The organism is Actinomadura sp. 9N407, assembly GCF_044326315.1.
Taxonomy (GTDB): Bacteria; Actinomycetota; Actinomycetes; order Streptosporangiales; family Streptosporangiaceae; genus Spirillospora.
On record NZ_JBIRAW010000014.1, the window covers coordinates 117,094 to 140,160 of the forward strand.

A 23,067-nucleotide genomic window follows, 5' to 3' on the forward strand; every position below is an offset into this window, starting at 1 on the left:
ATGGTCACAAGGTCAGGGCGGGCTCCGGCCCGCCCTGACCTGCGCGATAACCGGTGGCGACCCACGACACCGGGCACATCACCATGAAGGGGCGAACCGGCGTCGCCGGGACTTCGTCGTTCAACCGCTGCGCGCCGGCGGCACGGTTTCGCCCACGGCGCCTGAGGGCTCCAGCCGGATGACGGTGGGGCCGCGTTCACACTCCCAGGTGGTGACGTTCGCGAAGGTCGTCCCGTCGTACTGCCAGAGGCCGCCGTCGTGGTGGATGTGCCCGAACAGGTGCAGCCTGGGGCGAACCTGCCGCACGCGGGCCAGGAGATCCTCGCAACCGTGGCGTCCGGGAAAGGCGTTCGCGTCGCCGATGCCCAGCGGAGGACCGTGCGTGATCAGGACGTCGACACCCTCAGGGATCATCGCCCACTTGTCCGCGAGGGGACGGCCGCGGGGAAGGTTGAACGCCCAGTCGTTGAACTCCGGTTGCCAGGGGCTGCCCCAGAACCGCACGCCCTCGATCTCGGTTCCGCTGTCCTGGAGGTAGCGGATGCCGCGCTCGGCCAGGATCGCGCGAGCGTGCTCGGGCTCGTCAAGGAACATCCAGTCGTGGTTACCGGCCACGACGACCTTCGTTCTATGCGGAAGGCCCTGCATCCAATCGGCAGCGCGCTCGAGCTCATGGAGTCCCTTGCCGAACCGGCCCAGGTCACCCGCGTGCACGAAGACATCACCGTCAGGGACCGCGAGCTCGTGGTGGTACGTGTGAGTGTCCGCGACCGCCACGATGCGCATCGGGCAAGCCTACGCACGCCCGTTCAGCAGAAGCGGGGCGAGCGCGTGGTTAGGGTCTTGCCGTGAGCCGCCTGGGTCCAGACTTCACTCGCCTGTGGGCGGCGTACACGGTCAGCGCGGTCGGCACCGCGGTGGCCACCCACGCCTTCATGCTGATCTCGGCGGGCGTGCTGTCGAGCAATGCGCTGCAGGTGTCGCTGCTGTCCGCCCTCGGCGGGGCGATCGGCGCGCTGCTCGCGTTGCCGCTGGGGCCGTGGATCGAGTTCCGCCGCAAGCGGCCGGTGATGATTCTCGCGGACGTGACGCGCTGCGCCGCCCTGGTGACCGTGCCGGTCGCCTATCTGGCGGGCGCGCTGACCTACTTTCACCTGGTCGTGGTGTGCGTGCTGGCTGCGGTGTGCCAGATCGTCTTCCTCGCCGCCTCGGGCTCCCATCTGAAGGCACTCGTCGCCCGCGATCACCTGGTCGAGGCCAACGGCCGGTTCGAGAGCGTGCTGTGGACCTCGACGGCCGTGGGCCCGCCGGTGGGCGGCCTGCTCATGGCCGTGGTCGGGCCGACCGTCACCGTCCTGATCGACGCCGTCAGCTACCTGCTGTCCGCGATCGGCATCCGGTCGATCGGCACGCCGGAACCGGAGCCGCGGCCCAGAGCCGCCGATCGCCGATGGTGGCGGGGACTCGGCGAGGGCTGGCGGCACATCTGGTCCGACACCATGCTGCGGCCGCTGTTCCTCAACACCGTGATCGTCGGTGCGCTCATCACCGCGATCACGCCGATCCTGGCCGTGCTGATGCTGCAGGACCTCCACTTCAGCCCGTTCCAGTACGGGCTGTCGGTGGGCATCCCCTGCGTGGCGGGTGTCGTCGGCGCCCGGCTCAGCCGGCGCCTCGTGGCGAGCCGAGGGCCTCGGACGGTGATGCTCACGGCCGGGATCGCTCGGGTGCTGTGGCTGCCGTGGCTTCCCTTCGTCGGGCCAGGCTGGCTCGGCCTGGCCGCGGTCACCGCGATCCACGCCGGCACCGTCTTCTTCATGAGCGTCTTCAATCCCGTCTTTGCGGCCCACAGGCTGGAGAGCACCCCCGACCGCAAACTCGCCCGCGTCCTGGCGTCCTGGTCGATCACCTCCAACGCCACCCGTGCCGTCTGCACGCTCGTCTGGGGCCTGCTGGCAACCCTCACCACGCCGCGGTTCGCCATCGCGGTCGCGGTCGCACTCCTGCTCGCGTCCTGTGCCTTCCTGCCCTGGAGACGGACCGCTGGGGAGATCACTCAGCAGCGGCAAGAGCCCGAGTCGTCTCTTGCTCGGGGGTTCGGAGAGCGTCTTTGACAGGCGGGGGGCGGCCGGGTCACTGTGTCGGGATGAAGCGTCCGCACGCCGCGCGGATCCGGACACCGGCGATCACCACTCCCGACACCCAGCGAACCGTCTCGTTCCTCGGTGAGGCTTACCACCTGCGCGTCACCGGCCACGACACCGGCGGTGAGTTCGCGGTCGTCGAGACCCGGGTCGGTCGCGGGCACGGCAGTCCGATGCACGTCCACCGGGTCGCCAGCGAGACCTTCGTGGTGCTCGACGGGGAACTGTTGCTGGTCGTGGACGGCGAGGAGCACCGGGCGGGTCCTGGCTGCGCCGCCGTGCTGCCCGCCGCGCGGCCCCATGGGTTCGTGGTGACCAGCGACTCCGCCCGGTACCTGACGCTGCACCACGGCCCGGGCTTCGCCGACTTCGTGATCGAAGCCGGCGACGCGGCCGGGCCGGCACCGGACCCGGCCCTGCTGAGCGAGATCGCGGCGCGGCACGAGATCGACATCGTCGGGCCGCCTCCGGCGCCGTGAGTCGGTCCCAGGCGCCGGAGCCCTTCTACCTCTCGCCTGCGTGGACATAGTCTTCGCCGAGCACAACACTCCGGTCGTCGTGGACGTCGTCAGCGCTTTGCATGCCCATGTGGGGCAGCCGGCGGTCGAGCCAGCGGGGCAGCCACCAGTTCGCGCGGCCCAGCAGGGACATGGTCGCGGGCACCAGCACCATTCGTACGATCGTCGCGTCGATGACGATCGCCGTCGCCAGCCCCAGGCCCAGCATCTTGACCAGCGGCGACGGGTTGGCGACGAAGCCGAGGAACACCACCGTCATGATCAGTGCGGCGGAGGTGATCACGCGGCCCGTGCCGGCCATGCCGCGGGCCACCGACTCGGCGGTGTCGCCCGTGGCGTCGTAGCTCTCCCGGATCCGCGAGAGCAGGAACACCTCGTAGTCCATGGACAGGCCGAAGAGGACCGCGAAGAAGATCGTGGGCAGCGGGGACGCGATCGGGATCGTCTCGTCCAGGTCGAACAGGTCCTTGAACCATCCCCACTGGAACACGGCGACCACGACGCCGTACGCGCCGCCGATGGACAGCAGGTTCATCACGGCGGCCTTCAGCGGCACCACGATGGAGCGGAACACCACCATCAGCAGCAGGAACGACGCGATCAGGATCGCGACGATGAAGACCGGCAGGGTGTCGCTCAGCTGCTCGGTCAGATCCTCGGTCATGGCGGTCAGGCCCGACACGGAGACGCCGGCCGGAACGAGGTCACGGACGCGGACGAGGGTCTCGGACGTCGCGGCGTCCGTGGGTGCGGTGGTGGGGATCGTCGGCAGTACGACCGTGTCTCCGGCCGGGCTGGTACGCGGCGTACCGACCGTGGCGATGCCGGGATCGGCGGCGATGCGCGCGGACAGCGCGGGGATGTCCTCGGCGTCCACGCCCGAGCCGCGCAGGTCGGCGACGATCAGCAGCGGACCGTTGACGCCGGGGCCGAAGCCCTCCGCCAGCAGGTCGTAGGCGCGCCGGTGCGTGGTGCTCGTCGAGTCGTCACCGGCGTCCGGGAAGCCCGTCTCCATCGACAGCGCCGGAACCGCCAGCACGAACAGCACCGCCGACGCGGCGATCATGTACGGCCATGGCCGTCCGGAGACTCGGTGGGCGAAGCGCCACCAGTTCCCCCCGACCTCCTGCGCCGGCGCGGCGCGCCTCCGGCCTATGAGCCGCCAGGCGTCGATGCGGTCGCCGAGCAGTGTCAGCAGTGCCGGGAGCAGCGTGAGGGCGGTGGCCACGGCGAAGAGGACGACCAGTGAGGTGCTGAGGCCGATCGAGATCAGGAAGCCCAGGCCGGTCAGCGCCAGGGCGGCCATCGCCACGACGACGATGCCGCCGGCGAACAGGACGGCGGAGCCCGCCGATCCCATGGCGTTCGACAGCGCGGTGGGGTCGTCCTGGCCGCCGGCACGGTTCTCGCGGTAGCGGGCCACGATGAACAGGGAGTAGTCGATGCCGACCCCCAGCCCGATCATCGCGCCGATGGTCGGCGCGGCACCGGAGACCTCCATCCCGCTGGCCAGCAGCGTGATGCCGCCGACGCCGATGGCGACCGTCACCAGGGCGAGCGCGACGGGGACGAGTGCAGCGACGATCGTTCCGAACGCGACGAGCAGGATGATCAGCGCGGCCAGCAGCCCGACCGCCTCGGTACCCGAGCCGACCGGCTCGGCGTTGATGAACGCGGCGTCGCCGCCGAGTTCCGCCGTGACGCCGGCGTCCCGTACGGGGCTCAGCGCGTCACCGATCGCGGCGATCGCCTCCGGGCCGAGTTCCGTCGACGGCAGCTCGAAGGTGATCTCGGCGAAGCCGATGCGCCCGTCGGGCGACACCGTGCCTGCGGAGAACGGAGCGGCCACCGTGGCGACGTGCTCCACGGCGCCGATCCGGGCGACGGCGGCGTCGATGGCGGGCCGGTGCCGTTCGAGCCGCCGGCCTTCCGGAGCGGCGAACACCGCCATGGCGCTGCCGCCGGCGGCTTCGGGGAAGCGCTCCTCGAGCAGCTCCATCGCCTGCTCGCTCTGGCTGCCGGGCGCGACGAAGTCGTCGGCGAACGTGCCACCGGCGGTCCCCGCCAAGCCCAGGACGACGAGGGCGACGACCACCCACGTCCCGATCGTGACCCATGGTCTGCGCGCGCTCGCGGCGCCGATACGGCGGATGACGCGATGCATGAGGGTGCTCCTTCGGTGGTCCGGTGCGCCGGCGGTGGCGCCGTTTCCAACCGTGCGCTCCGGGACCGGCGCGGTCGCCCGCCCGTGGACGGGCCGGCCCTCCGCCGCGAGGCGGGTCGTACGAGGGCATCGGCGCGGGCCGTTCCCCCCGTACGGCGGAGCCCTCCTCCGTCTGCAGGCGGATGACCGCGCGGATGGCCTGGCTTACGGTGGGCCGGTGCGCCGGCGAGTAGCGTCGGGCGCCCGTCTCACCGTGGAGCGATGGTGAATCGCACGGCACCGTTCCTAGGGACTGAGCATGAGTTGCGCATGCTCAGCCGGACGCTCCGAGCGGTGTTGGGCGTCCTGGTCTTCCGCGTTCGCGCCGCGTTCGGCGCCGACCGATCGTGTCGGTGGTCCGGGACTGCGGGGGCGGGGTCCCTCACGTCCTGGGTCGCCGTGTCGGGCCTGGGCGGTCCGATGCCCCGCATGATCGCTCTGGTCGTGCGGGGGCGGTGCCGTCCGTCGCCGGATACGGTGCCCCAGGGCGCGTCGTCCGATCGCCACCGACGCGGCCTCATGCCGCGTAGTGGCCCGTTTCGTGCCGGTGGAGGGCCTGTGCCAGTGCTGTGCGCCCCAGCGGGAGGTGTAGGCAGGGTCGACGGCGATCACGCCGAGACCGGCCTCGGCGCACATCGACACCAGCCGTGCGCGGAGCCGCCCGGTCGGGATGCCGGAGATCAGCTGCCGGAACCGTTTGTTGCGGCCGTGCTTTTCGCGGGTTGTGGAGTCGGTGAAGTCCAGGTCCTCGATCGCGATGGCCTGCACGCTGGTGCGCTTGGCCCAGTGCAGCAGGCGGGTGATGGCGTGCCGGAGTTGGGCGTCGCGGTGGGTGGCGGTGCCGGTCAGGTCGTAGCCGAAGCGGCGCGGCGTGCCGATCGGGTTGCCGTGCTGGTCCAGGCGCCAGGCGGCCAGGTGGTCGGCGTTGGTGTCCACCCCGACCACGCCATCGGCCCGCAGCGAATCAAGAGGGACGATGGGCAGGTCTTTGCGGGTCCAGGAGGCGTCCAGGTACCAGCGGCCTCTGGCCGCGTCCAGATGGATGCGGTAGGCGACGGCCCGATTGGCCTCTATGCGGTCGCACCACTCCTCGCCTCGGTGCGGGAACGACACCCGCGGGGCCAGGACGTAGCGGCCATGGGGGGCGTTGGCCAGGTGGGCGAGCGGGGCGGGCAGCTTGATGCTGATCTGACCGTCGGTGCTGACGCGGATCGTCTCGTTCCCAAAGCGTTTGCCGGACTCGCCGTCGGCGGTCAGGAACCAGCGCGCCGCCTCCCACTCGGCCCGCCACCCGGCCTCGGTCTTGCCCGCGGCATCCAGATTGTGCCGCTGCTTGAGCAGCCGCCCGCCACCCCGCACAACCGACACGCGCCCCGCCGCACGCTCGGCACTGACGCGTTCATACTCGGTTTCCAAGATCGCCAGTCGGCGGGACTTGCAGAACCACTCGTGCTTGCTGCGGTAACCACCGGGCCGCCCCTTGGCACCCTTCTCTCCGACCGGCAGGGACAGGCGGTACCGGACGGTGCGGATACCGGCGGCCAGCGATTGAAGGTGCTGCCACTGGGCGCGGCGCGACAGGCCCCATTGATCGTGGGTGGTGGAGGTGACCGACCCGGCCCACCGCGACGACGACTCGGCCGTCAGGTCCCGCTTGCGCGCCGCCCATGTGTCGGCGGAGTGCTCCAGACCGTCCCGGCAGCGCCGGGCCAGATCACCCGAAGCCAGCGAACCCATATGAACGCCGACCAGCCGCAGCACCTCCACGTCCCAGGCCGTCAGGCCCTTGAGACGATCCCGGACACTGACACCAGGCGACCCACCGACAACAAAAGGCCGAGCAATCTCCCGCAAAGGCCTCCGACCGATCTCAGCCACGCTCAGCAGCCTCCAACACCCTGCTGGCACGGCCCTTGGCCGACCCGCGCCCGTACAGGCAGGCACCCCGCACCCACCCAGTCGGCTTCACACGGCAATCGTAGCGAAACTCAGAGTCACACTATGCACACTCGTACACGCACAATCAACGACAGTTCACTACCCCCCAGGCTGTTCCGGGGCCCCTTCGACCGCTGGCCGCGCGCCGCCGACGCCGTGCTCGCGCTTGCGGTCTTCCTCGCGGCGGTGTTCGTGATGGAGGGCCCCCGCGACACGCTGTCCCTCCGTTCCATCGACGAGGTCCCGCTCGCCGCCGTACCGGTGTTCGGCGCGGCCGCCGGGGCGTTGCACTGGCGCCGGCGCGCGCCGCTGGTCGTGGTGGGCGTGACGGTGGCCGCCTGGGCCGCGACGCTCATCGGCGTCGTCGACAAGGACATGACCGGGCTGGCGACGCTCTTCGCGCTGTACAGCGCGGGCCGGTACTCCGCCAACGACCGATGGGCCAAGGCGGGCGTCGCCGCGGCCGTCCTGGTGGCCAACATCGAGGGCCTCGTCGATCCGGCCCCGTGGCAGGACGCCGTCATCTACGCGACCGCCGTCATGTTCGGAATGTGGTACATCGGGCGCCGCCTCAGGTTGCGTAGTGAGCGCGCCGCCGAGCTGCTGCGGGAGCAGGCCACCGAAGCTCGCAGGATCGTGGCCGAGGAACGTACGCGCATCGCGCGCGAACTGCACGATGTGGTCGCTCACCGGGTGAGTCTCATGACGGTGCAGGCGGGCGCGGCCAAGGCCGTGGCCGCACAGGACCTCGACAGCGCCCTGCGCGCGATGGGTGCGGTGGAGGAGGCGGGACGCCAGGCGCTGGACGAGCTGCGCCACCTGCTCGGTGTCCTGCGTCCCGAGGCCGGCCTCGACGGGCTGGGACCCCAGCCCGGCCTCGCCGACCTGCCCCGGCTCGTCGAGCAGATCGGCACGGCGGGGGTGGAGGTTTCACTGTCGATGAACGGGGCGGCGGCCGATCCTCCGGCCCGGGTGGACCTGTTCGCGTACCGCATCATCCAGGAGGCGCTCACCAATGTGCTCAAGCACGCCGGTCCCGGCGCCCGGGCGGAGGTACGGATCGGCGGCGACAGGAACGGGCTCGTCATCGAGGTGACCGACGACGGTCACGGCGGCACCGCCACGCCCGGACCCGATGTCGCCCAAGGCGGTACGCGAGGTCATGGCATCGTCGGGATGCGGGAGCGGGCTCTACTCTTAGGCGGCGGCCTCGACGCCGGGCCGCGTCCGGGCGGCGGGTTCGCGGTCGTCGCCCATCTGCCCACCGGAGGTGAGCCGGCGTGAGCATCCGTGTCGCCGTGGTCGACGACCAGGCGCTGGTCCGCGGGGGCTTCAGCATGATCCTGCGGATCCACGACGACATCGAGGTCGTCGCCGAGGCCGGGACCGGGCTCGAGGCGATCGAGGTGACACGCCTGCACCGTCCCGACGTGATCCTGATGGACATCCGGATGCCCGGCATGGACGGCCTGGAGGCCACCGCGCGGATCCTGGCCGAGTCCGACTGGAACGTCCGGGTGCTGATGCTGACGACCTTCGACCCGGACGAGTACATCTACAAGGCGATGCGCGCCGGTGCCAGCGGCTTCGTGCTCAAGGACATCCCTCCCGACCAGCTCGCCACCGCCGTCCGTACCGTGGCCGACGGCGGGGCGCTGCTGGCCCCGTCGATCACCCGGCGCCTCATCGGCAGGTTCGCGCGGCGCCTGACGGTCAACGCCGCCGTCGCCGGCCGCCTGGAACGCCTCACCGACCGGGAGCGGGAGGTGATGACGGCCATCGCGCAGGGAGCCAGCAACTCGGAGATCGCCCGGCAGCTCTTCATCGGTCCCGCGACCGTCAAGTCGCACGTGTCGGGCGTCCTCGGCAAGCTCGGCCTGCGCGACCGGACCCAGATCGTGATCTTCGCGTACGAGAGCGGGCTGATCGAGGCCGGCGAGCACGACATCGGTCACTGACGCGAGGCGTCCCGTACCGGCGGGATCCCTGCCGTCGCAGTAGCGGCCAGAAGGTGACCGCCATGGTCTCTAACGTGGTCTCCGAACGGGTGAGCGACATCCGATCGTGGAAGGCGGACAACCATGAGCAGCACCCCGAGCGTCACCGGAGAGCGGGCCGACCTCCTGGCGGCCCTGGCCAAGCAGCGGCACTTCCTGCGCCTGACGACCCGGGAGCTGACCGACGAGCAGGCCGGGCTGCGTACGACCGCGAGCGAGCTGTGCCTGGGCGGCCTGGTCAAGCACGTCGCGTCCGTCGAGCGGAACTGGATCGCCTTCATCCAGGAGGGTCCGTCCGCGACCGGCGATTTCGCCGACATGACCGAGGAGGACTTCGCCGAGCGGACCGATGAGTTCCGGATGCTGCCGGGCGAGACGCTGGCCGGCGTACTGAAGGACTACGAGGAGACGGCGCGCGTGACGGACGAACTCGTCGTGTCCCTGCCCGGCCTCGACGCCTCGCACGAGCTGCCGAAGGCGCCCTGGAACCCGCCCGGCGAGCGCTGGTCGGCCCGCCGGGTGTTCCTCCACGTCGTCGCCGAGACCGCCCAGCACGCCGGCCACGCAGACATCATCCGCGAGGCGCTGGACGGCGCGAAGTCCATGGGCTGACACCGAGGCGGGCCGCACCGGCCACCAGCGTGGTGGCGGTGCGGCCATCGGCGAGAACACCTGTTTCCGCCAGATGACGATTCCACGAGACCGGTGCCGGTTTCGCCACCCACGGCACGGCACGCGAAAGACCCGGCCCGCCCCGTGATCAGTCCATGATCTCGTCAATAACGCCCCGGCGCCGATTGCCCGTCACGGGCCCCGGAAAGGGTGGAGGACGGGCCGGCGACACCGACATTCATCGTCGATGGCGGCCGGGGCGGAAAGTGTCACACGCGGGGGCGAACGACATGAGCGATGGCGACGGCCGTCACGATGGGCAGGGCAGGACCTCCGGACCGGAGATCCTGTCCGCCGCGGATTACGCGGTACAGCTGCGATACGACTCGAACGGCAGAAGCTTCGGGGAGGGCGGCGCCGGCACCGAACCGGGCGGCGCGAGCCCTGTGGAGGCCGAGTGCGCCTCACCGGTCAAAGGCCTTGAAGAGCATGTCTGCATGGGGCTGAACGCCTGCAACGGGTTCGATGTGGACCGGAAGGCGTTCATGGCCGGGGCCGGGAACTGCGCGACGGTGCATCACGTCTGCCACGGCGAGGGGATGTGCCGCGGGCAGGGCGGCTGCGGCTACGCCGGCAGTGACGAGCAGCAGTGGCGGCCCGGTGACCAGGCGTGCCGGTACAACGGCAGCTGCGCGAGCCCGATCAACATCAGCCGGGTGTTCAGTGGCGGGCCGATGAAGGGCAAGAGCGTCTGGCTGCAGGCGCGGCGGCTGATGGAGGACCGGATGTACCGGGCCGGCCTGGCGTTCGGGCCGGCGCCGAGCCAGGGCATTCCGGACGACCTGCTGCCGCACTACGACATCGACAAGGAGGAGATCCCGCCGTCGAAGGCCGAGCCCGGCGGCAAGGCACAAGGCAAGAAGAGCGGGTGACGGGCGCGCACGCGGACGGCCGGTCGCTCGGCTTCGGTGTGGGGCTTCGCTCGCAGCACATGGACCATGTGCTGCGGCACTCGCCGCCCATGGGGTTCTTCGAGGTGATCTCGGAGAACTTCATGGACTCCGCGGGCCGGCGCCGCCGGGCCCTGGCCGAGATCGCCGAACGGTATCCGGTCGTCCTGCACGGGATCTCGCTCTCGATCGGTGGCACCGATCCGCTCGACTTCGACTATCTCGCGCGCCTGCGCGACCTCGCGGACGCGGTGCGGGCGCCGCTGGTGTCCGACCACGTGTGCTGGACGGGAGTGCTCGGCCGCAACACGCACGATCTGCTGCCCCTGCCGTTCACCGAGGAAGCGCTGGCGCACGTGGTGGAACGGATCCGCGTCGTCCAGGATTTCCTGGGCCGCAGGCTGGTGCTGGAGAACCCGAGCACGTACGCGGGGTTCACCGCTTCCACGATGACCGAGCAGGAGTTCCTGTCCCGGATGGCCGACAAGGCCGACTGCGGGCTGCTGCTGGACGTCAACAACGTGTACGTCTCGGCGGTGAACCACGACGTCGACCCGGTGGAGTACCTGCGCGCGCTGCCGTTCGACCGGGTGGCGCAGATCCACCTGGCCGGGCACACCGATCACGGCACCCACATCATCGACAGCCATGACGCTCCGGTCGCCGATCCGGTGTGGGACCTGTACCGGCTCGCGATCGAGTCGGCGGGGCACGTCCCGACGCTGCTGGAGTGGGACGACAAGCTTCCCGCCTTCCCCGCCCTCGCGGCGGAACTGGACAAGGCGCGGCGGATCGCGGCGCGGACGGTGACGGCGCGGGCAGTGACGGCGCGGGCGGGAGGCTCCCGCGATGGATGAGCCGCCGTCCGGCCTGGCCGGGCTCCAGCGCTGGATGCACGCGGCGATCCTGGATCCGGACGGGATCGCCGGCGACGCGGCCGGCGTCATCTCCGCGTCGTCCCGGCTGACCGCGAGGGACCGTCTCGCGATCTACTGGCGCGGCTACCGGCTGCGGCTCCTGGAGAGCATGCGCGGCCTGCACCCGGGCCTGGTGCACCTGCTCGGGGAGCAGCTGTTCGATCAGTTCGCCCTGGACTTCCTGGACGCGCGGCCACCCCGGGCGTACTCGCTGTTCAGGCTGGACGAGGGGTTCGTCGACCACCTCCGCCGGACGCGGCCCGACGCGTCGGAACCGCCGGACCGGCGGCAGCCCTGGCCGGACATGATCACCGACCTGGCGTACCTGGAGCGCGCCGTCACCGAGGTCATGGACGGGCCTGGAACGGAGCAGAGCGGCGTACTGGCGCCGGACGGCCTGCCCTCCGTACAGGCCCTGCCCGGTGCGTGCCTGGTGACCGCTCCCTGCCTGCGCCTGCCGCGGCTGTCCTTCCCTGCGAACGAGTACCTGGCGGCCATGCGACGCGGCGACGATCCGGCGCCGGCCGCCCCTCGCCCCGTTCACCTGGCCGTCTGCCGCCGTGACGACGCCCTCGTGGTGCGCGAACTCGGAGCGGTGGCCCACGGGGCACTGGAGGCGCTCACTCACGGCGCCACGGTCGGGATCGCCCTGCGAGGCGTACCCGAGGAACGGGCCCTGGAGTGGCTGCGGCACTGGGCCGCGCTGGGCTTCTTCACCCGCGTCGAACGGTTCGGCGCGACGCGCATCTCCTGGACGGCCGGGACGATCCCGGCCCCCGTGGAAAGGACGACGACAGGATGACCACCTCAGAGACGAAGCAGGCCCCGCGGATGGAGCCGGGCAAGGACGTCAACGCGGCCGTCGGCATTCGGAACGTCCAGGACCTGGCCGACCATCTCTACGTGGCCGCGCAGGTGGAGCTGTCCACGATTCCGCTGTACCTGTACTCGGTCTACTCCATGCGGGTCGGCGGCCATTCCCAGTGGTCGGCGCCGCGCGGGGTCCTGCGCACGATCACCGGAATCGCGATCGAGGAGATGCTGCACCTCGCGCTGGTGCGCAACCTCATGGTGGCGATCGGATACGGGGACTACATCACGTTCTACAACCCCGACTTCCTGCCGTTCTACCCGAGCCTCATGATGTTCCGCCACAACCCCAAGGACACGGACGGGCATGATCTGATGCTCAGTCTGGAGCCCCTGTCCACGAGCCAGGTGAGCACGTTCCGCCGGGTGGAGATGCCGGACCACGTCGACCCGTCGGGCCAGAAGCCCGAGGAGCACCCCGACGCCCCCGGCCAGTACACCAGCCTGGGGGCGTTCTACCGGGAGATCGAGCTGGGCTTCGAGAAGCTCGACAGGGACATCAAGTGGGCGCTCTCGGACGTGCGCAAGCAGTACAAGCGCGGCTTCTGGAACGAGTTCGGCAACGGGAAGCCGATCCGCGTCTACGATCTCGCGACGGCCAAGGAAGCCCTGAACATCATCATCGACCAGGGCGAGGGCACCGTCAGAGATCACAAGCGCATCCAGATCAGCCCGGGGGTCGACGACTACACGCACTACGAGAAGTTCCTGCGGATCGAACGGGGAGAGGAGGGCATCGGGGCCGGCAACGGAACCCCCAATATGGAGGTGAGCATCGACGACCCGAGGGTCACCTGGCCGGTCGTGTCCTCTCCGTCGATCGACGATTTCACGGAGCGGGAGCAGCCCGCGATCCACAGCCTGATGGAGCTGTTCAACGCCGCCTACTGCTACACGCTGTGCCTGCTCGACGAGATCTACCAGCACTCGACCCACGACGTGAAGACGACGACCCTGCCGGGCGGCCGCAAGGAGAGGCACAGCCGCCGGTACGGGCTCGAGCGCAACGGCATCGCGGCCATGCAGGGAATCCTCTACCCCATCGCCCATGCCCTGGTCAGTACACCGATCACGACGGGCACCTACAAGGGGCGGCATGCCGGGCCGTCCTTCGAGTACTACGACTTCGCCAAGGGCCGCGGCTCCAAGAAGAAGCAACTCGTCGACCTCTGCGACAAGGCGATCCAGTACTTCCCCGAGCTGGGCGGCCCGGACGGGGTGCGGCGCCAAATCTCCCTGCTCGCGGAGGTCTGACAGCGCTCGCGGAGGTCTGGCGGCGCACGGCGCACCAGGCGCCCTGGTCGTCGGATCCGGCGCGCATCCTCGTCCGAGGGCGACCGGCCGTCAGGCCAGTAGCGACCGTGCGGCGCGGATGACGGCCTCGTCGACGAGGCGGCCGTCGTCGCCGACGAAGACGGCGGAGCCTGCGGCGAGCGAGGCCTCGTAACCGGCCAGCAGGGAGCGGGCCCTGTCCAGCTCGGCGGGCGTGGGGGTGAAGACCTCCGCGACGACCGGGAGCTGGGCGGGGTGGATGCAGGCACGGCCGCGGAATCCGAGCCGCTTGAGGCGCAGCGTGGTCGTACGGAACGCCTCCAGATCACGGAACTCGGTGGAGACCGGGGCGATCGGCGGGTGCAGGCGGGCCGCGGCGGACGCCGCGACCACCTGGGACCGGGCCCAGAGCAGCTCGGACTCGTCCGGTCCGAGCGTGACGCCGAGGTCGGCGGCGAGGTCGGCCTCGCCGAGCTGGAGCCGGTCGACCCGTGGCGCGGCCGCGATCTCCGATGCCGCCAGGACGGCCGCCGCCGATTCCAGCAGCGGGACGACCGGGAGATCGGGCATGCCCGCGCCGGTCAGGACGGCGTCCAGGGCACGCAGCTCGGCGGCGCTCTCGGTCTTGGCGACGCACAATCCGTCCAGGCCGGGACCGGCGATCGCCCGGACGTCGGCGTGGCCGAGTTCGCCGGGGTTGACGCGGACGGTGACGGCCGGGCGGTCGGCGGGCAGCGAGCGGAGCCAGGCGGCGACCGACTCGCGGGTGCGCTCCTTCGCGGTGACGGGTACGGCGTCCTCCAGGTCGACGATCAGCTCGTCGGCACCGGTGCGCAGGGCCTTGGCGAGCCGGTCGGGGCGGTCGCCCGGTACGTACAGCGCGGTCGTCCTCATCCGACCGTCTCCTTGCCCGACGTCAGCGCCTTGGCGATCACGGTGCGCATGATGTCGTTGGTGCCTTCGCCGATGCTCATCAGCGGCGCGTCGCGGTAGAGGCGCTCGACGGCGAACTCCTTGGAGTACCCGTAGCCGCCGTGGACCTGCATCGAGGTCAGGGCGCACTCGATCGCGGCCTCGCTGGCGAACGTCTTGGCCATTCCGGCCTGCATGTCGACGCGGTCGCCGGCGTCGGCCCGGGACGCGGCCCAGTAGACCAGCAGGCGGGCGGCCTGCACCTTGATCGCCATTTCGGCGATCTTGAGCTGGATCGCCTGGAAGTCCTGGATCGGCCGGCCGAACGCCTCCCGCTGCGCCGCGTACCGCAGGGCCTCGTCGTAGGCCGCCTGCGCGATGCCGAGGGACCGGGCGGCGACGTTGATGCGGCCGGTCTCCAGGCCGGACAGCACCTGCTGCATGCCGCGCCCTTCGACCCCGCCGAGCAGGTTCGCCGCGGGGACGCGGACGCCGTCGAACACGATCTCGCAGGACTCGGTGCCCTTGTAGCCCAGCTTGGGCAGGTCGCGCAGCACCTCGAAGCCGTCCTCGACCAGCAGCACGGACATCCCCCGGTGCGCCGGGGAGGTCGCCGGGTCCGTCTTGACCAGGACGGGCAGCGGGCTGGCGTGCCGCGCGTTGGTGATCCACGTCTTGCGGCCGTCGATCACGTAGTGGTCGCCGTCGAGCCGGGCGGTGGTGGTGATGCCCTGCAGGTCGGTGCCCGCGCCCGGCTCGGTGAGGCCGATGCCGCTGCGGCGGCGGCCGGCGGCCAGGTCGGGCAGGAAGCGGTCCTTCTGCTCGGCGGTGCCGTGCTTGGCGATCATCCAGCAGGACAGCGAGTGGCTGCCGAGGATCCCCGCGATGCCCATCCAGCCCTTGGAGATCTCCTCGAAGACCAGGGCGAAGGAGACCATGTCGGCGCCGAGGCCGCCGTACTCCTCGGGAACGGTGAGCCCGAACAGCCCGAGGTCCTTCATCGTCTCGACGATCTCGGCGGGGTACCGGTCCGCGGCCTCCCATTCCTGGACCACCGGGCGGATCTCGCGGTTCACGAAGTCGCGGAGGGTGTCGCGGAAGAGCCGCTGCTCCTCGGTCAGTTCGAAGTCCATCAGGCTTCCTTAGTGAAGACGGGGAGGTTGCGGCCGTCCGGGAGCGGCCGCCAGCCGAGCCGGACGGGCTCGTCGCAGGCCCACGGCCCGGGGCCGTCCAGATGGGTGAGGATGATCGGGCCCTCGGCGAGCCGGACCCGCGCCACCGTGTACGGCACCTCCAGGTCGGGCGAGGGCGCGCGGTGCACGGCGGTGAAGGAGTCGACGGTGCCGTGCCCCGAGGTGTCGGCGAACGTGAGGGACGTACCGCCGCAGCCGGTGCAGAGCTCGCGCGGGTAGTGCTGCACGTGCCCGCACGGGCATCGCTGGACGACCAGGCGGCGCTCCCGGGTGGCGTCCCACCACTCGTCTTCGATCATCGGTCCGCTCCCAGCAGGACGGTGGCGTGGCTGGACAGGATGCCGCCGGTACCGTGCGCGAGCGCGATCTCGGCGCCGGGGACCTGCCGGTCGCCGGACTCCCCGCGCAGTTGCCGGACGGCCTCGACGAGCAGCAGCAGCCCGTACTGGCCCGGATGGCAGTACGACAGGCCGCCGCCGTTGGTGTTGAGCGGGAAGTCGCCGCCGGGACGGATCCTCCCGCCGGCGATGAACCCGGCGGCCTCACCGGGCGCGCAGAAGCCGAGGCCCTCCAGCGTCAGCAGGACGGTGATCGTGAACGAGTCGTACACCTCGACCACGTCCACGTCGGACGGCTCCAGCCCGGCCATCTCGAACGCCCGGCGCCCCGAGTCGAACGAGCCGGGCCGCAGCAGGTCGTCCGCCGTGGTCATGCTGCTGTTGGTCGTGGACTCGCCGTAGCCGAGCACGAGCGCCGGTCGTTTCCGCAGGTCGAGTGCCCGTTCCAGCGAGGTGAGCACGATCGCGCCACCGCCGTCGGTGACCAGGCAGCAGTCGGCGGTGGTCAGCGGTGTGGAGATCATCGGCGCGGCCAGGACGTCCGCCGCGCTGATCGGTCCCTTGCCGTACCGGAACGCCTTGGGGTTGAGCAGCGCCCATTCGCGGGCGGCGACGGCGACCTCGGCTATTTGCTCGCGGGAGGCGCCGTAGCGGTGCAGGTACCGCTGGGCGGCCATCGCGTAGTACGAGATCGGGTACAGCGGCGCGTACGGCGACTCGAAGATCGCCTCGGGGGTGTGCGCTTCGACGGCACCACCGAGCGAGCGCGACCGCGCGGACCGCTGGTCGGACGCGAACGTGATGAGGACGGTGTGGCACTGCCCCGCCTCGATCGCCTGCGCGGCCCGCGCCACGAACATCTCGAACGCGGACCCGCCGGCGAACGTCGAGTCCGTCCAGGACGGCTGGATCCCGAGGTAGTCGGCCATCTGGGTGGCCGAGAACCGGGAGACGCCGGTGGTGGCGATGCCGTCGACGTCGGCGAGCGCGAGCCCGGCGTCGTCCAGCGCCCGGGTGATCGCCTGTGCCTGGAGCCCGAGGATGGACGTCCCGGTCACGCCGAGGTCGGATTCGGCGACGCCCGCGATGGCGACGGTCACGTCCGGACCTCGCAGCCGGCGGGCGCGACGGCGACGCGCCCGTCCTCCACCACCTCGACCTTCTGCTCGATGGTCAGCAGGCCGTCGCCGACCGCGGTGACCGTTCCGGTGCAGCGGACGGTCTCCCCCGCGAACACCAGGTTCTTGAACCGGAAGCTGAGCTTGGTCAGCCGCGCGGACGGCCCGAGCCAGTCCTGGACCTGCTCGGCGAGCAGCGCCCCGAACACCTGGCCGTCCACGACGGGGGCGGGCAGCTTGCGCGGCTCCAGGAACGCCGGGTCGTAGTGCATGCGGTGCCAGTCCCAGGTCGCGCCGGCGTAGGCGACCATGTCGGCGAGCTCGATCCGGCGGACCAGCTCGGGGACCGCGTCCCCCACGGCGACCATGTCCCCCACGGCGGTCATGCGATCTCCACGTAGATCAGGGTCTCCTCGTTGCCGGCGAGCGACTCGCCGTACTGGTCGGTGTAGTCGGCCCTGGACGTCACGACGAGCATCGCCTGCCCCCGGCCGTTGACCCGTTCGGTGATGTCGCTGATCCGCCACGTCGCGGTGATCACGTCGTGCGGGCGGACGGGCCGGTGGAACTCGTAGGCGTTGCCGCCGCGCACCAGCCGGGTCCCCGGGACGTCCAGATGCCAGCTGTGCCCGGCGAAGCCGTCGTCGTCGCGGCGCAGGCCGGTGTACTGGTTCGTCTCGAAGATCAGGGTCGGCGGGGCGATCACGCCCGCGTACCCGTTCTCGCGCGCGTACGCGTCGTCGGTGTAGAGCGGGTTGCCGTCGCCGACGGCCTCGGCGAAGTAGCGCATCGAGGCGCGGCCGAGCTCCTCCGGCGCCGTGTAGGCGACCTCGCGCCCGATGAGCGCGCGCATCTCCTCGGTCAGCAGGCTCACGCGAGCACCGCCGTGGGGACGACCTCGATCAGGAAGTCGGGACGCAGCAGCGCCGAGCACACGACCGACGAGAGCGCGGGCGTGTCACCGAAGTACTTGCGCCGGATCTCGGCGACCTGGTCGTAGCCTTCGACCGCGTCGGGGGTGATGTACTCGACGAGCCGGACCACGCTCCCGTAGGGCGGCCGGTCTCCCAGGCCCGCCTCCCGCAGCGTCGCGGCGATGGACGCGTACGTGTACTCGGCCTGAGCGAGCAGGTCGCCGTCGAAGATGCCCTTCTGCGTGGCCGGTTCGAGCGCGCCGAAGCCCGACAGGAACAGCGTGTCGTCCGCCGCCACACCGGGCTTGTAGGTGAGCGTGTCGTACCGCTTCCAGCCGGGGTTCACGGTACGGAGCGTCGCGGTGGAGGCGATCGCGTCCAGCGACACCATCGCGCCCGGCATCACCGGCCGGTCCACGATGATGCCCGCCGCGCCGGGGAACACGCCGTTCTCGGTGCCGAGCAGCTCCTTGCGGGGACGGCCGCAGCGCGGGTACTCCGCGCGGGTCGCGCTCGCGGTGTAGTCGATGGTCTGGACGAGGGAGCCGAGGCCGAGCCCGGCGGCCTTCAGCAGGTCGGCGGCCTGCTCCAGGCACTGCCGGTACTGGGAGCGGAAGTCGCCGCCGCGCGGGTGGATGCTCGGCAGGTAGACGATGCCGCCGGCGATCCGGAGGCTGCCTCGGTGCATGCCGTCGTCCGGAGCGGCCTCGATCAGCTCACCGCCACCGGGGTACGCGGTCAGCTCGACGGCCAGGTCCTCCCCACCGGGCAGTGCCTCCACCGCCACGGTGGCGACGGGCACCCGGTGGCCGCCGAGCGCCGCCCCCCGCGCGGCCTCGACGTCGGCGTACGAGCCGAGCGCGGTTGCGGTGGCGTACTCGATGACGTGGACGACGTCGCCCGGCACCGCGCCGGCCGCCGCCAGTTCCGCGAAGGCCCTCTCGTACGCGCTTGCGATCGTCCCCGCGTAAGCGGACAGGCGAACGGTCACTCTTCCCCTCACTCTTCCTCCAAAGCCATGAGCAGCGGCCCGACCGACGCGAAGCCGGGCAGGCCGAGGATCCGGTCCACCTGTGCGGCGGAGCCGAGGTTGGCGCGCGCCTTGTCGCGGACGGCGCGCTCGATGTCCGGGTCGTCCGGTCCGCCGCCGCTGCGCGGTACCTCGGCGATGATCTCGCGGCCGTCGGGCGTGACGGCGCGGAGCCGTCCCGGCTGGTCGGCGGCGGCGCCGCCGAAGTCGACGACCTCGGTACGGATCCGGCGGGCCAGGTCGAGGACCTCGGGACGGTCGACCTCGTCGTAGGTCCCGGCGGTCACCGCGCCGTCGACGATCATGGCGGCGACGCTCCAGGGCAGGCTGAACTTGGCGTCGTACGGCGTGCGCGGCCGTTCCTTGCCGTCCCCGCAGACGATGGACGCGGCGTCGGGATGCACCTCGGCGGTCACGCTCGCGATCTCGAGACCGTGCAGCTTCCGGGCGGCGTCGAGCTGGGCGTGCATGAGCTGGCAGGCGGGATACGGCTTGACCGTGATCCGGGCCAGCTCCCACCGTTCGCCGAGCCCGTCCAGGACCGCCGCCGGCTCGACGCGACGGCCCAGCAGCGCTCCGTACAGGCCGTACTCGCCCTCGACCACGGTGTCCGGTCCGGTCGCGCCATGGGACGCGAGGGTCGCCGCGAGCACTCCGCCGCGGGCGGCGAAGCCGGGGTGCAGCTGCTTGGTGGACGCTCCCGTGTTGAGGAACTCCAGCAGCCCGCCCGCCTGGCTGCCCGCAATACCCAGCGCGTGAACGGTCTGGTCGACGCTCAGCCCGCGCATCCGGGACGAGGCGAGCGCGGCGGCGAGGACACCGCAGGCGGCGGTGGCGTGCAGGCCGCGGGCATGGAAGCCGTGCGGTACGGCGGCGCCGAGCCGGCAGATGGTCTCCAGCCCGGCGATGGTCCCGAGCAGCAGGTCGGGCCCGCCGAGGCCGAGCGCCTCGGCCTCGGCCAGCGCGACGGGGACGACCGGTGCGGAGGCGTGCACGAGCCCGCCCGCGTGGGTGTCGTCGAAGTCGAGCGCGTGCATCAGGACGCCGTTGGCGAACGCCGCCTCCGCACGTGTCACGCGTTCCGCGCCGCGCGGCTGCCCGATGATGCTCGCCTCGGGACGTCCGCCGCCCAGTTCGCGCGCGGTCAGGACCGCCGCGTCGGCCGCTCCGTTGCGGGCGGCCGCCACGGCGCAGCCGAGCCCGTCCAGGATGTGCCGGACAGCGGCCCGGCGCACGGACTCGGGAACGGTGTCGAGCGTGAGCCCGAGCGCCCATCCCGCCAGCTCGCGGGCGACGGTCATGGGGCGTGCTCCGGCCCGAAGGCACCGGCGGCGGCGAGTTCGGCGACGCGCTCCTCGGTGAAGCCGAGGACCTCGGCGGTGACGTGCGCGAGGTCCTCGCCGCGCTGCGGCGCGCGGCGGTAGGCGGGCGGTTGCGTGCCGACCCGGACGGGAGAGGCGAGGTTCTGTAGCGTCCCGTAGCGCGGATGGTCGGTCTCCACGACCAGCCCGCGAGCGGCGGTGTGCTCCTCGGCGAGCGCGGCGGCCACGTCGTTGATCGGCCCGCAGGGGATGGACGCCGCGTACAGCGGTTCCAGCCACTCGGCGACCGTCCGGGCCAGGAACAGGGGCTCCAGCAGGCCGAGCAGTTCGGCGGCGTTGCGCTGGCGGTCGGCGAACGTCGCGAAGCGCGGATCGTCCGCCAGTTCCGAGCGGTCCAGGACGACCGTGAGCCGCTGCCAGAACTTCTCCTTCGCGCAGCCGACGACGAGCCAGCCGTCCTTGGCGCGGAAGTTCTGGAACGGCACCAGCGACGGGTGCGCCGACTGCCGCGTACGGGACGGCGTGAACCCGGCGTTGAGGTGCCACACGCCCGGATAGGTGAGCATCGAGATCGCCGTGTCGTACAGCGAGACGTCGCAGTCCATCCCGACGCCGTCGCGGCGGGCGGCGTGCAGGGCGGCGAGCAGCGACACCACCGCCACGTAGCCGCCCGAGTAGTCCACGAGGGACAGCCCGGACTTGGCGGGCGGCCCGTCCGGCTCACCGGTCAGGTGCATCCACCCGGCGAGGCCCTGCAGGATGTAGTCGTAGCCGGGCTCCTTGGCGCGCGGCCCGGTCATCCCGAACCCGGTCAGCGAGCAGCACACGATCCGCGGGTTGATGTGCTTGAGGTCGTCGTAGGTGATGCGGAGCTTGGCGGGGACGTCGCCGCGCAGGTTGGAGTAGACCGCGTCGGAGATCCGGACCAGTTCCTCGAACACCGTCCGCCCGGCCTCGGTGGTCAGGTCGACCGACACCGAGCGCTTGTTGCGGTTGAACGCCTCGTGGAACAGCGAGTCCTCGTCCTCGGCGTACGGGGGGACGTAGCGGCCGACGTCGCCGCCCGTCCGGGGGTCCTCGATCTTGATGATCTCGGCGCCGAGGTCGGCCAGATGCAGCGAGCCGAACGGTCCCGCGCCGTACTGCTCCAGCGAGACGATCCGCACGTCCTCCAGCGGCCTCATGCCAGCTCCTTGATCAGGTCGATGATCCGGGCCTGCGCGATCCGGATCTCCCCGGGCGCGAGCCCGTGGGTGGGGGGCGTCAGCTTGATCGTGGTGGCGTGCCCGGCGTACCCGGCGACGCGCTCGGCGACCTGGTCGGCGGTGCCGGCGAGGGTGAGCGCGTCGACCATCCGATCGGGCACGGCGGCCGCGAGGTCGTCGGCGCCGGCCCCGCCGCGGAACGCCTCGATCACCGCCTCCTGCTCGGCCGCGAGATCGTGGAAGGCGAAGAAGTCCGCGTACGAGCGGACCGAGGCGTAGAAGCCGGCCAGCCCGGCCGCGCGGCGGCGCGCCTCGGCCGGGTCGGCGTCGATCGAGCAGGCCGCGGACACGACGGCGTCCACACCGGGACGCAGCAGCGGGAGGGCGCGCTCGCGCAGCCATGCGGGCGAGCACAGCTCGTGCGAGATCCAGCCGTCGGCGATCTCTCCGGCCAGCTTCGTCATCACCGGGCCCATCCCCGCCAGGTAGACCGGGAAGCGCGTGGCGGGGAACGGGCGCTGGTAGCCGCGCACGCGCAGGCTCTCCAGCTCGCCCTCGACGACCATCGGCTCGCCGGAGCCGGCGTGCTCGGCGAAGTGCCGGATGATCGCCACGGTCTCGCGCAGCCGCGCGGCGGGACGCTCCCACCGGACGCCGTGCCAGTCCTCGTTGAGCCGCTTCACGCCGGTGCCGAGGCCGAGGACGAACCGCCCGCCGGACAGCTCGGCGAGGTCCAGGGCCTCCAGCGCGGTGGTCATCGGGCTGCGGGTGAAGGCCAGCGCGATCGCCGTGCCGACCTGGGCCCGCTCGGTACCGGCGATGACGGCGGCGGCGGAGACGGTGGCGCTGCGGTGCAGCTCGGGCAGCCACAGCGCCGCGGCCCCCGCCTCCTCGGCGGCCCGGGCCGCGGCGACCAGCTCCGCCAGGGTCTCGCCCCACGGCCCGTAGGTGATCCTCATGCCGTCATCGGCCCCGTCTTGGCCGAGGGGAAGTAGTTCTTGTCGTTGGGGGCGTCGCGCTTGTAGACCATGACCGTCCGCGTCCAGGAGACGACCTCGTCGCCGTCCTGGTTCAGGCCGCGGGTCCGGGCGGTGATGATGCCCGCGTACGGCCGGGACGCCGACTCGCGCATCTCGGTGATCAGCGACTCGGCGTACAGCGTGTCGCCGACGAACACCGGGTGGGTGAGCCTGATGTCGGTCCAGCCGAGGTTCAGCAGCGCGGTCTGGCTGATGTCGATCACCGACAGGCCGAGCACGAGCGCGACCGTCAGGCCCGAGTTCACGATGACCTTGCCGGTGGGCGAGCGGGCGGCGAAGTCGGCGTTGAAGTGGTTCTGGTTCGTGTTCAGCGTGAGCAGGGTGAACCAGGTGTTGTCGCTCTCGCCGATCGTGCGGCCGAACGGGTGCTGGAACACGTCACCGAGGGCGAAGTCCTCGTAGTAACGGCCGATCTGGGCTTTGTGAACGGTCAACCCGCGCCTCCTCCGGAAAGGCCCCTCGGGGGGCCACCCGAACTTAAAGGTCAGACTTTTCCTCCGTCAAGTCCCTGGACCTCTTGCGCGCCACATTGATTCCGCTTAGCGTAACGGCGTTCCGACAAACTCTGAGAGGT

At 71.3% G+C, this 23,067-nt stretch carries 23 protein-coding genes; 9 read left to right on the top strand and 14 right to left on the bottom strand.

The window, feature by feature from the left end; genetic code table 11:
• Nucleotides 1-120: 120 nt before the first annotated feature.
• On the bottom strand, nucleotides 121-786 hold the full coding sequence (locus tag ACH34Q_RS23060; protein ID WP_395985092.1) for a metallophosphatase domain-containing protein: 666 nt from the start codon (nucleotides 784-786) through the stop codon (nucleotides 121-123).
• Between the two features lie 62 nt (nucleotides 787-848).
• Here ACH34Q_RS23060 and ACH34Q_RS23065 point away from each other — a divergent pair, with 62 nt between their 5' ends.
• Nucleotides 849-2,114 carry an MFS transporter gene (locus ACH34Q_RS23065; protein WP_395985093.1) on the top strand — a complete coding sequence of 422 codons (1,266 nt, stop codon included), beginning with the start codon at nucleotides 849-851 and terminating at the stop codon, nucleotides 2,112-2,114.
• A 32-nt stretch (nucleotides 2,115-2,146) separates the two neighbouring features.
• Nucleotides 2,147-2,623 (top strand): cupin domain-containing protein, encoded by a 477-nt coding sequence (locus ACH34Q_RS23070; protein WP_395985094.1) that lies wholly within the window; start codon nucleotides 2,147-2,149, stop codon nucleotides 2,621-2,623.
• 25 nt (nucleotides 2,624-2,648) lie between these two features.
• Here ACH34Q_RS23070 and ACH34Q_RS23075 read toward each other — a convergent pair whose 3' ends face one another.
• Together ACH34Q_RS23075 and ACH34Q_RS23080 are read right to left on the bottom strand one after the other, a co-directional pair.
• The gene (locus tag ACH34Q_RS23075) at nucleotides 2,649-4,826 is read right to left on the bottom strand and encodes an MMPL family transporter (RefSeq protein ID WP_395985095.1); all 2,178 of its coding nucleotides are present in this window, start codon (nucleotides 4,824-4,826) and stop codon (nucleotides 2,649-2,651) included.
• 285 nt (nucleotides 4,827-5,111) lie between these two features.
• On the bottom strand, nucleotides 5,112-6,632 hold the full coding sequence (locus ACH34Q_RS23080) for an IS200/IS605 family accessory protein TnpB-related protein (protein ID WP_395985096.1): 1,521 nt from the start codon (nucleotides 6,630-6,632) through the stop codon (nucleotides 5,112-5,114).
• Between the two features lie 234 nt (nucleotides 6,633-6,866).
• Between ACH34Q_RS23080 and ACH34Q_RS23085 the strand changes: the two genes are divergently transcribed.
• From ACH34Q_RS23085 to ACH34Q_RS23115, 7 genes are all read left to right on the top strand, one after another.
• On the top strand, nucleotides 6,867-8,087 hold the full coding sequence (locus ACH34Q_RS23085) for a sensor histidine kinase (RefSeq protein ID WP_395985097.1): 1,221 nt from the start codon (nucleotides 6,867-6,869) through the stop codon (nucleotides 8,085-8,087).
• The gene (locus ACH34Q_RS23090) at nucleotides 8,084-8,761 is read left to right on the top strand and encodes a response regulator (RefSeq protein ID WP_395985098.1); all 678 of its coding nucleotides are present in this window, start codon (nucleotides 8,084-8,086) and stop codon (nucleotides 8,759-8,761) included. Before ACH34Q_RS23085 ends, ACH34Q_RS23090 begins: the two co-directional genes overlap by 4 nt.
• Before the next feature lie 123 nt (nucleotides 8,762-8,884).
• A complete protein-coding gene (locus ACH34Q_RS23095) occupies nucleotides 8,885-9,412 on the top strand; it encodes a DinB family protein (RefSeq protein ID WP_395985099.1) in 528 nt (175 codons plus the stop codon).
• Between the two features lie 290 nt (nucleotides 9,413-9,702).
• On the top strand, nucleotides 9,703-10,344 hold the full coding sequence (locus ACH34Q_RS23100) for a hypothetical protein (protein WP_395985100.1): 642 nt from the start codon (nucleotides 9,703-9,705) through the stop codon (nucleotides 10,342-10,344).
• A complete protein-coding gene (locus ACH34Q_RS23105) occupies nucleotides 10,341-11,219 on the top strand; it encodes a DUF692 domain-containing protein (protein WP_395985101.1) in 879 nt (292 codons plus the stop codon). The genes ACH34Q_RS23100 and ACH34Q_RS23105 overlap by 4 nt, the downstream gene beginning before the upstream one ends.
• Nucleotides 11,212-12,081 carry a putative DNA-binding domain-containing protein gene (locus tag ACH34Q_RS23110; protein WP_395985102.1) on the top strand — a complete coding sequence of 290 codons (870 nt, stop codon included), beginning with the start codon at nucleotides 11,212-11,214 and terminating at the stop codon, nucleotides 12,079-12,081. Before ACH34Q_RS23105 ends, ACH34Q_RS23110 begins: the two co-directional genes overlap by 8 nt.
• Nucleotides 12,078-13,403 carry a ferritin-like protein gene (locus ACH34Q_RS23115; protein WP_395985103.1) on the top strand — a complete coding sequence of 442 codons (1,326 nt, stop codon included), beginning with the start codon at nucleotides 12,078-12,080 and terminating at the stop codon, nucleotides 13,401-13,403. The genes ACH34Q_RS23110 and ACH34Q_RS23115 overlap by 4 nt, the downstream gene beginning before the upstream one ends.
• Nucleotides 13,404-13,493: 90 nt before the next feature.
• On the opposite strand, the gene ACH34Q_RS23120 is transcribed toward ACH34Q_RS23115, so the two are convergent.
• From ACH34Q_RS23120 to ACH34Q_RS23170, 11 genes are read right to left on the bottom strand one after another with little or no spacing between them, the layout of a single operon-like run.
• Nucleotides 13,494-14,315, bottom strand: a complete 822-nt coding sequence (locus ACH34Q_RS23120) for an HpcH/HpaI aldolase/citrate lyase family protein (protein WP_395985104.1) — start codon at nucleotides 14,313-14,315, stop codon at nucleotides 13,494-13,496.
• The gene (locus tag ACH34Q_RS23125) at nucleotides 14,312-15,466 is read right to left on the bottom strand and encodes an acyl-CoA dehydrogenase family protein (protein ID WP_395985105.1); all 1,155 of its coding nucleotides are present in this window, start codon (nucleotides 15,464-15,466) and stop codon (nucleotides 14,312-14,314) included. The genes ACH34Q_RS23120 and ACH34Q_RS23125 overlap by 4 nt, the downstream gene beginning before the upstream one ends.
• On the bottom strand, nucleotides 15,466-15,825 hold the full coding sequence (locus ACH34Q_RS23130) for a Zn-ribbon domain-containing OB-fold protein (protein ID WP_395985106.1): 360 nt from the start codon (nucleotides 15,823-15,825) through the stop codon (nucleotides 15,466-15,468). The genes ACH34Q_RS23125 and ACH34Q_RS23130 overlap by 1 nt, the downstream gene beginning before the upstream one ends.
• Nucleotides 15,822-16,964, bottom strand: a complete 1,143-nt coding sequence (locus ACH34Q_RS23135; RefSeq protein ID WP_395985107.1) for an acetyl-CoA acetyltransferase — start codon at nucleotides 16,962-16,964, stop codon at nucleotides 15,822-15,824. Before ACH34Q_RS23135 ends, ACH34Q_RS23130 begins: the two co-directional genes overlap by 4 nt.
• Nucleotides 16,961-17,368, bottom strand: a complete 408-nt coding sequence (locus ACH34Q_RS23140; protein ID WP_395985108.1) for a MaoC/PaaZ C-terminal domain-containing protein — start codon at nucleotides 17,366-17,368, stop codon at nucleotides 16,961-16,963. The genes ACH34Q_RS23135 and ACH34Q_RS23140 overlap by 4 nt, the downstream gene beginning before the upstream one ends.
• Nucleotides 17,365-17,856, bottom strand: coding sequence for a MaoC family dehydratase N-terminal domain-containing protein (locus ACH34Q_RS23145; RefSeq protein ID WP_395985109.1), 492 nt, complete (start codon nucleotides 17,854-17,856; stop codon nucleotides 17,365-17,367). Before ACH34Q_RS23145 ends, ACH34Q_RS23140 begins: the two co-directional genes overlap by 4 nt.
• Nucleotides 17,853-18,887, bottom strand: coding sequence for a RidA family protein (locus ACH34Q_RS23150; protein WP_395985110.1), 1,035 nt, complete (start codon nucleotides 18,885-18,887; stop codon nucleotides 17,853-17,855). Before ACH34Q_RS23150 ends, ACH34Q_RS23145 begins: the two co-directional genes overlap by 4 nt.
• Before the next feature lie 8 nt (nucleotides 18,888-18,895).
• Entirely contained in the window at nucleotides 18,896-20,227 is a 1,332-nt protein-coding gene (locus ACH34Q_RS23155) for an MmgE/PrpD family protein (RefSeq protein ID WP_395985111.1), read from the bottom strand.
• Complete coding sequence (locus tag ACH34Q_RS23160) at nucleotides 20,224-21,432, bottom strand: CaiB/BaiF CoA transferase family protein (protein WP_395985112.1); 1,209 nt, start codon at nucleotides 21,430-21,432, stop codon at nucleotides 20,224-20,226. Before ACH34Q_RS23160 ends, ACH34Q_RS23155 begins: the two co-directional genes overlap by 4 nt.
• Entirely contained in the window at nucleotides 21,429-22,412 is a 984-nt protein-coding gene (locus tag ACH34Q_RS23165) for an LLM class flavin-dependent oxidoreductase (RefSeq protein ID WP_395985113.1), read from the bottom strand. Before ACH34Q_RS23165 ends, ACH34Q_RS23160 begins: the two co-directional genes overlap by 4 nt.
• Complete coding sequence (locus ACH34Q_RS23170; RefSeq protein WP_395985114.1) at nucleotides 22,409-22,927, bottom strand: MaoC family dehydratase; 519 nt, start codon at nucleotides 22,925-22,927, stop codon at nucleotides 22,409-22,411. Before ACH34Q_RS23170 ends, ACH34Q_RS23165 begins: the two co-directional genes overlap by 4 nt.
• Nucleotides 22,928-23,067 lie beyond the last annotated feature (140 nt).

Coding starts and splice junctions, on each gene's coding strand:
- ACH34Q_RS23100 (WP_395985100.1), top strand. CDS start 9,703: ATGAGCGATGGCGACGGCCGTCACGATGGGCAGGGCAGGACCTCCGGA.
- ACH34Q_RS23060 (WP_395985092.1), bottom strand. CDS start 786: ATGCGCATCGTGGCGGTCGCGGACACTCACACGTACCACCACGAGCTC.
- ACH34Q_RS23130 (WP_395985106.1), bottom strand. CDS start 15,825: ATGATCGAAGACGAGTGGTGGGACGCCACCCGGGAGCGCCGCCTGGTC.
- ACH34Q_RS23110 (WP_395985102.1), top strand. CDS start 11,212: ATGGATGAGCCGCCGTCCGGCCTGGCCGGGCTCCAGCGCTGGATGCAC.
- ACH34Q_RS23095 (WP_395985099.1), top strand. CDS start 8,885: ATGAGCAGCACCCCGAGCGTCACCGGAGAGCGGGCCGACCTCCTGGCG.
- ACH34Q_RS23115 (WP_395985103.1), top strand. CDS start 12,078: ATGACCACCTCAGAGACGAAGCAGGCCCCGCGGATGGAGCCGGGCAAG.
- ACH34Q_RS23155 (WP_395985111.1), bottom strand. CDS start 20,227: ATGACCGTCGCCCGCGAGCTGGCGGGATGGGCGCTCGGGCTCACGCTC.
- ACH34Q_RS23085 (WP_395985097.1), top strand. CDS start 6,867: ATGCACACTCGTACACGCACAATCAACGACAGTTCACTACCCCCCAGG.
- ACH34Q_RS23165 (WP_395985113.1), bottom strand. CDS start 22,412: ATGAGGATCACCTACGGGCCGTGGGGCGAGACCCTGGCGGAGCTGGTC.
- ACH34Q_RS23160 (WP_395985112.1), bottom strand. CDS start 21,432: ATGAGGCCGCTGGAGGACGTGCGGATCGTCTCGCTGGAGCAGTACGGC.
- ACH34Q_RS23075 (WP_395985095.1), bottom strand. CDS start 4,826: ATGCATCGCGTCATCCGCCGTATCGGCGCCGCGAGCGCGCGCAGACCA.
- ACH34Q_RS23125 (WP_395985105.1), bottom strand. CDS start 15,466: ATGGACTTCGAACTGACCGAGGAGCAGCGGCTCTTCCGCGACACCCTC.
- ACH34Q_RS23070 (WP_395985094.1), top strand. CDS start 2,147: ATGAAGCGTCCGCACGCCGCGCGGATCCGGACACCGGCGATCACCACT.
- ACH34Q_RS23120 (WP_395985104.1), bottom strand. CDS start 14,315: ATGAGGACGACCGCGCTGTACGTACCGGGCGACCGCCCCGACCGGCTC.
- ACH34Q_RS23140 (WP_395985108.1), bottom strand. CDS start 17,368: ATGACCGCCGTGGGGGACATGGTCGCCGTGGGGGACGCGGTCCCCGAG.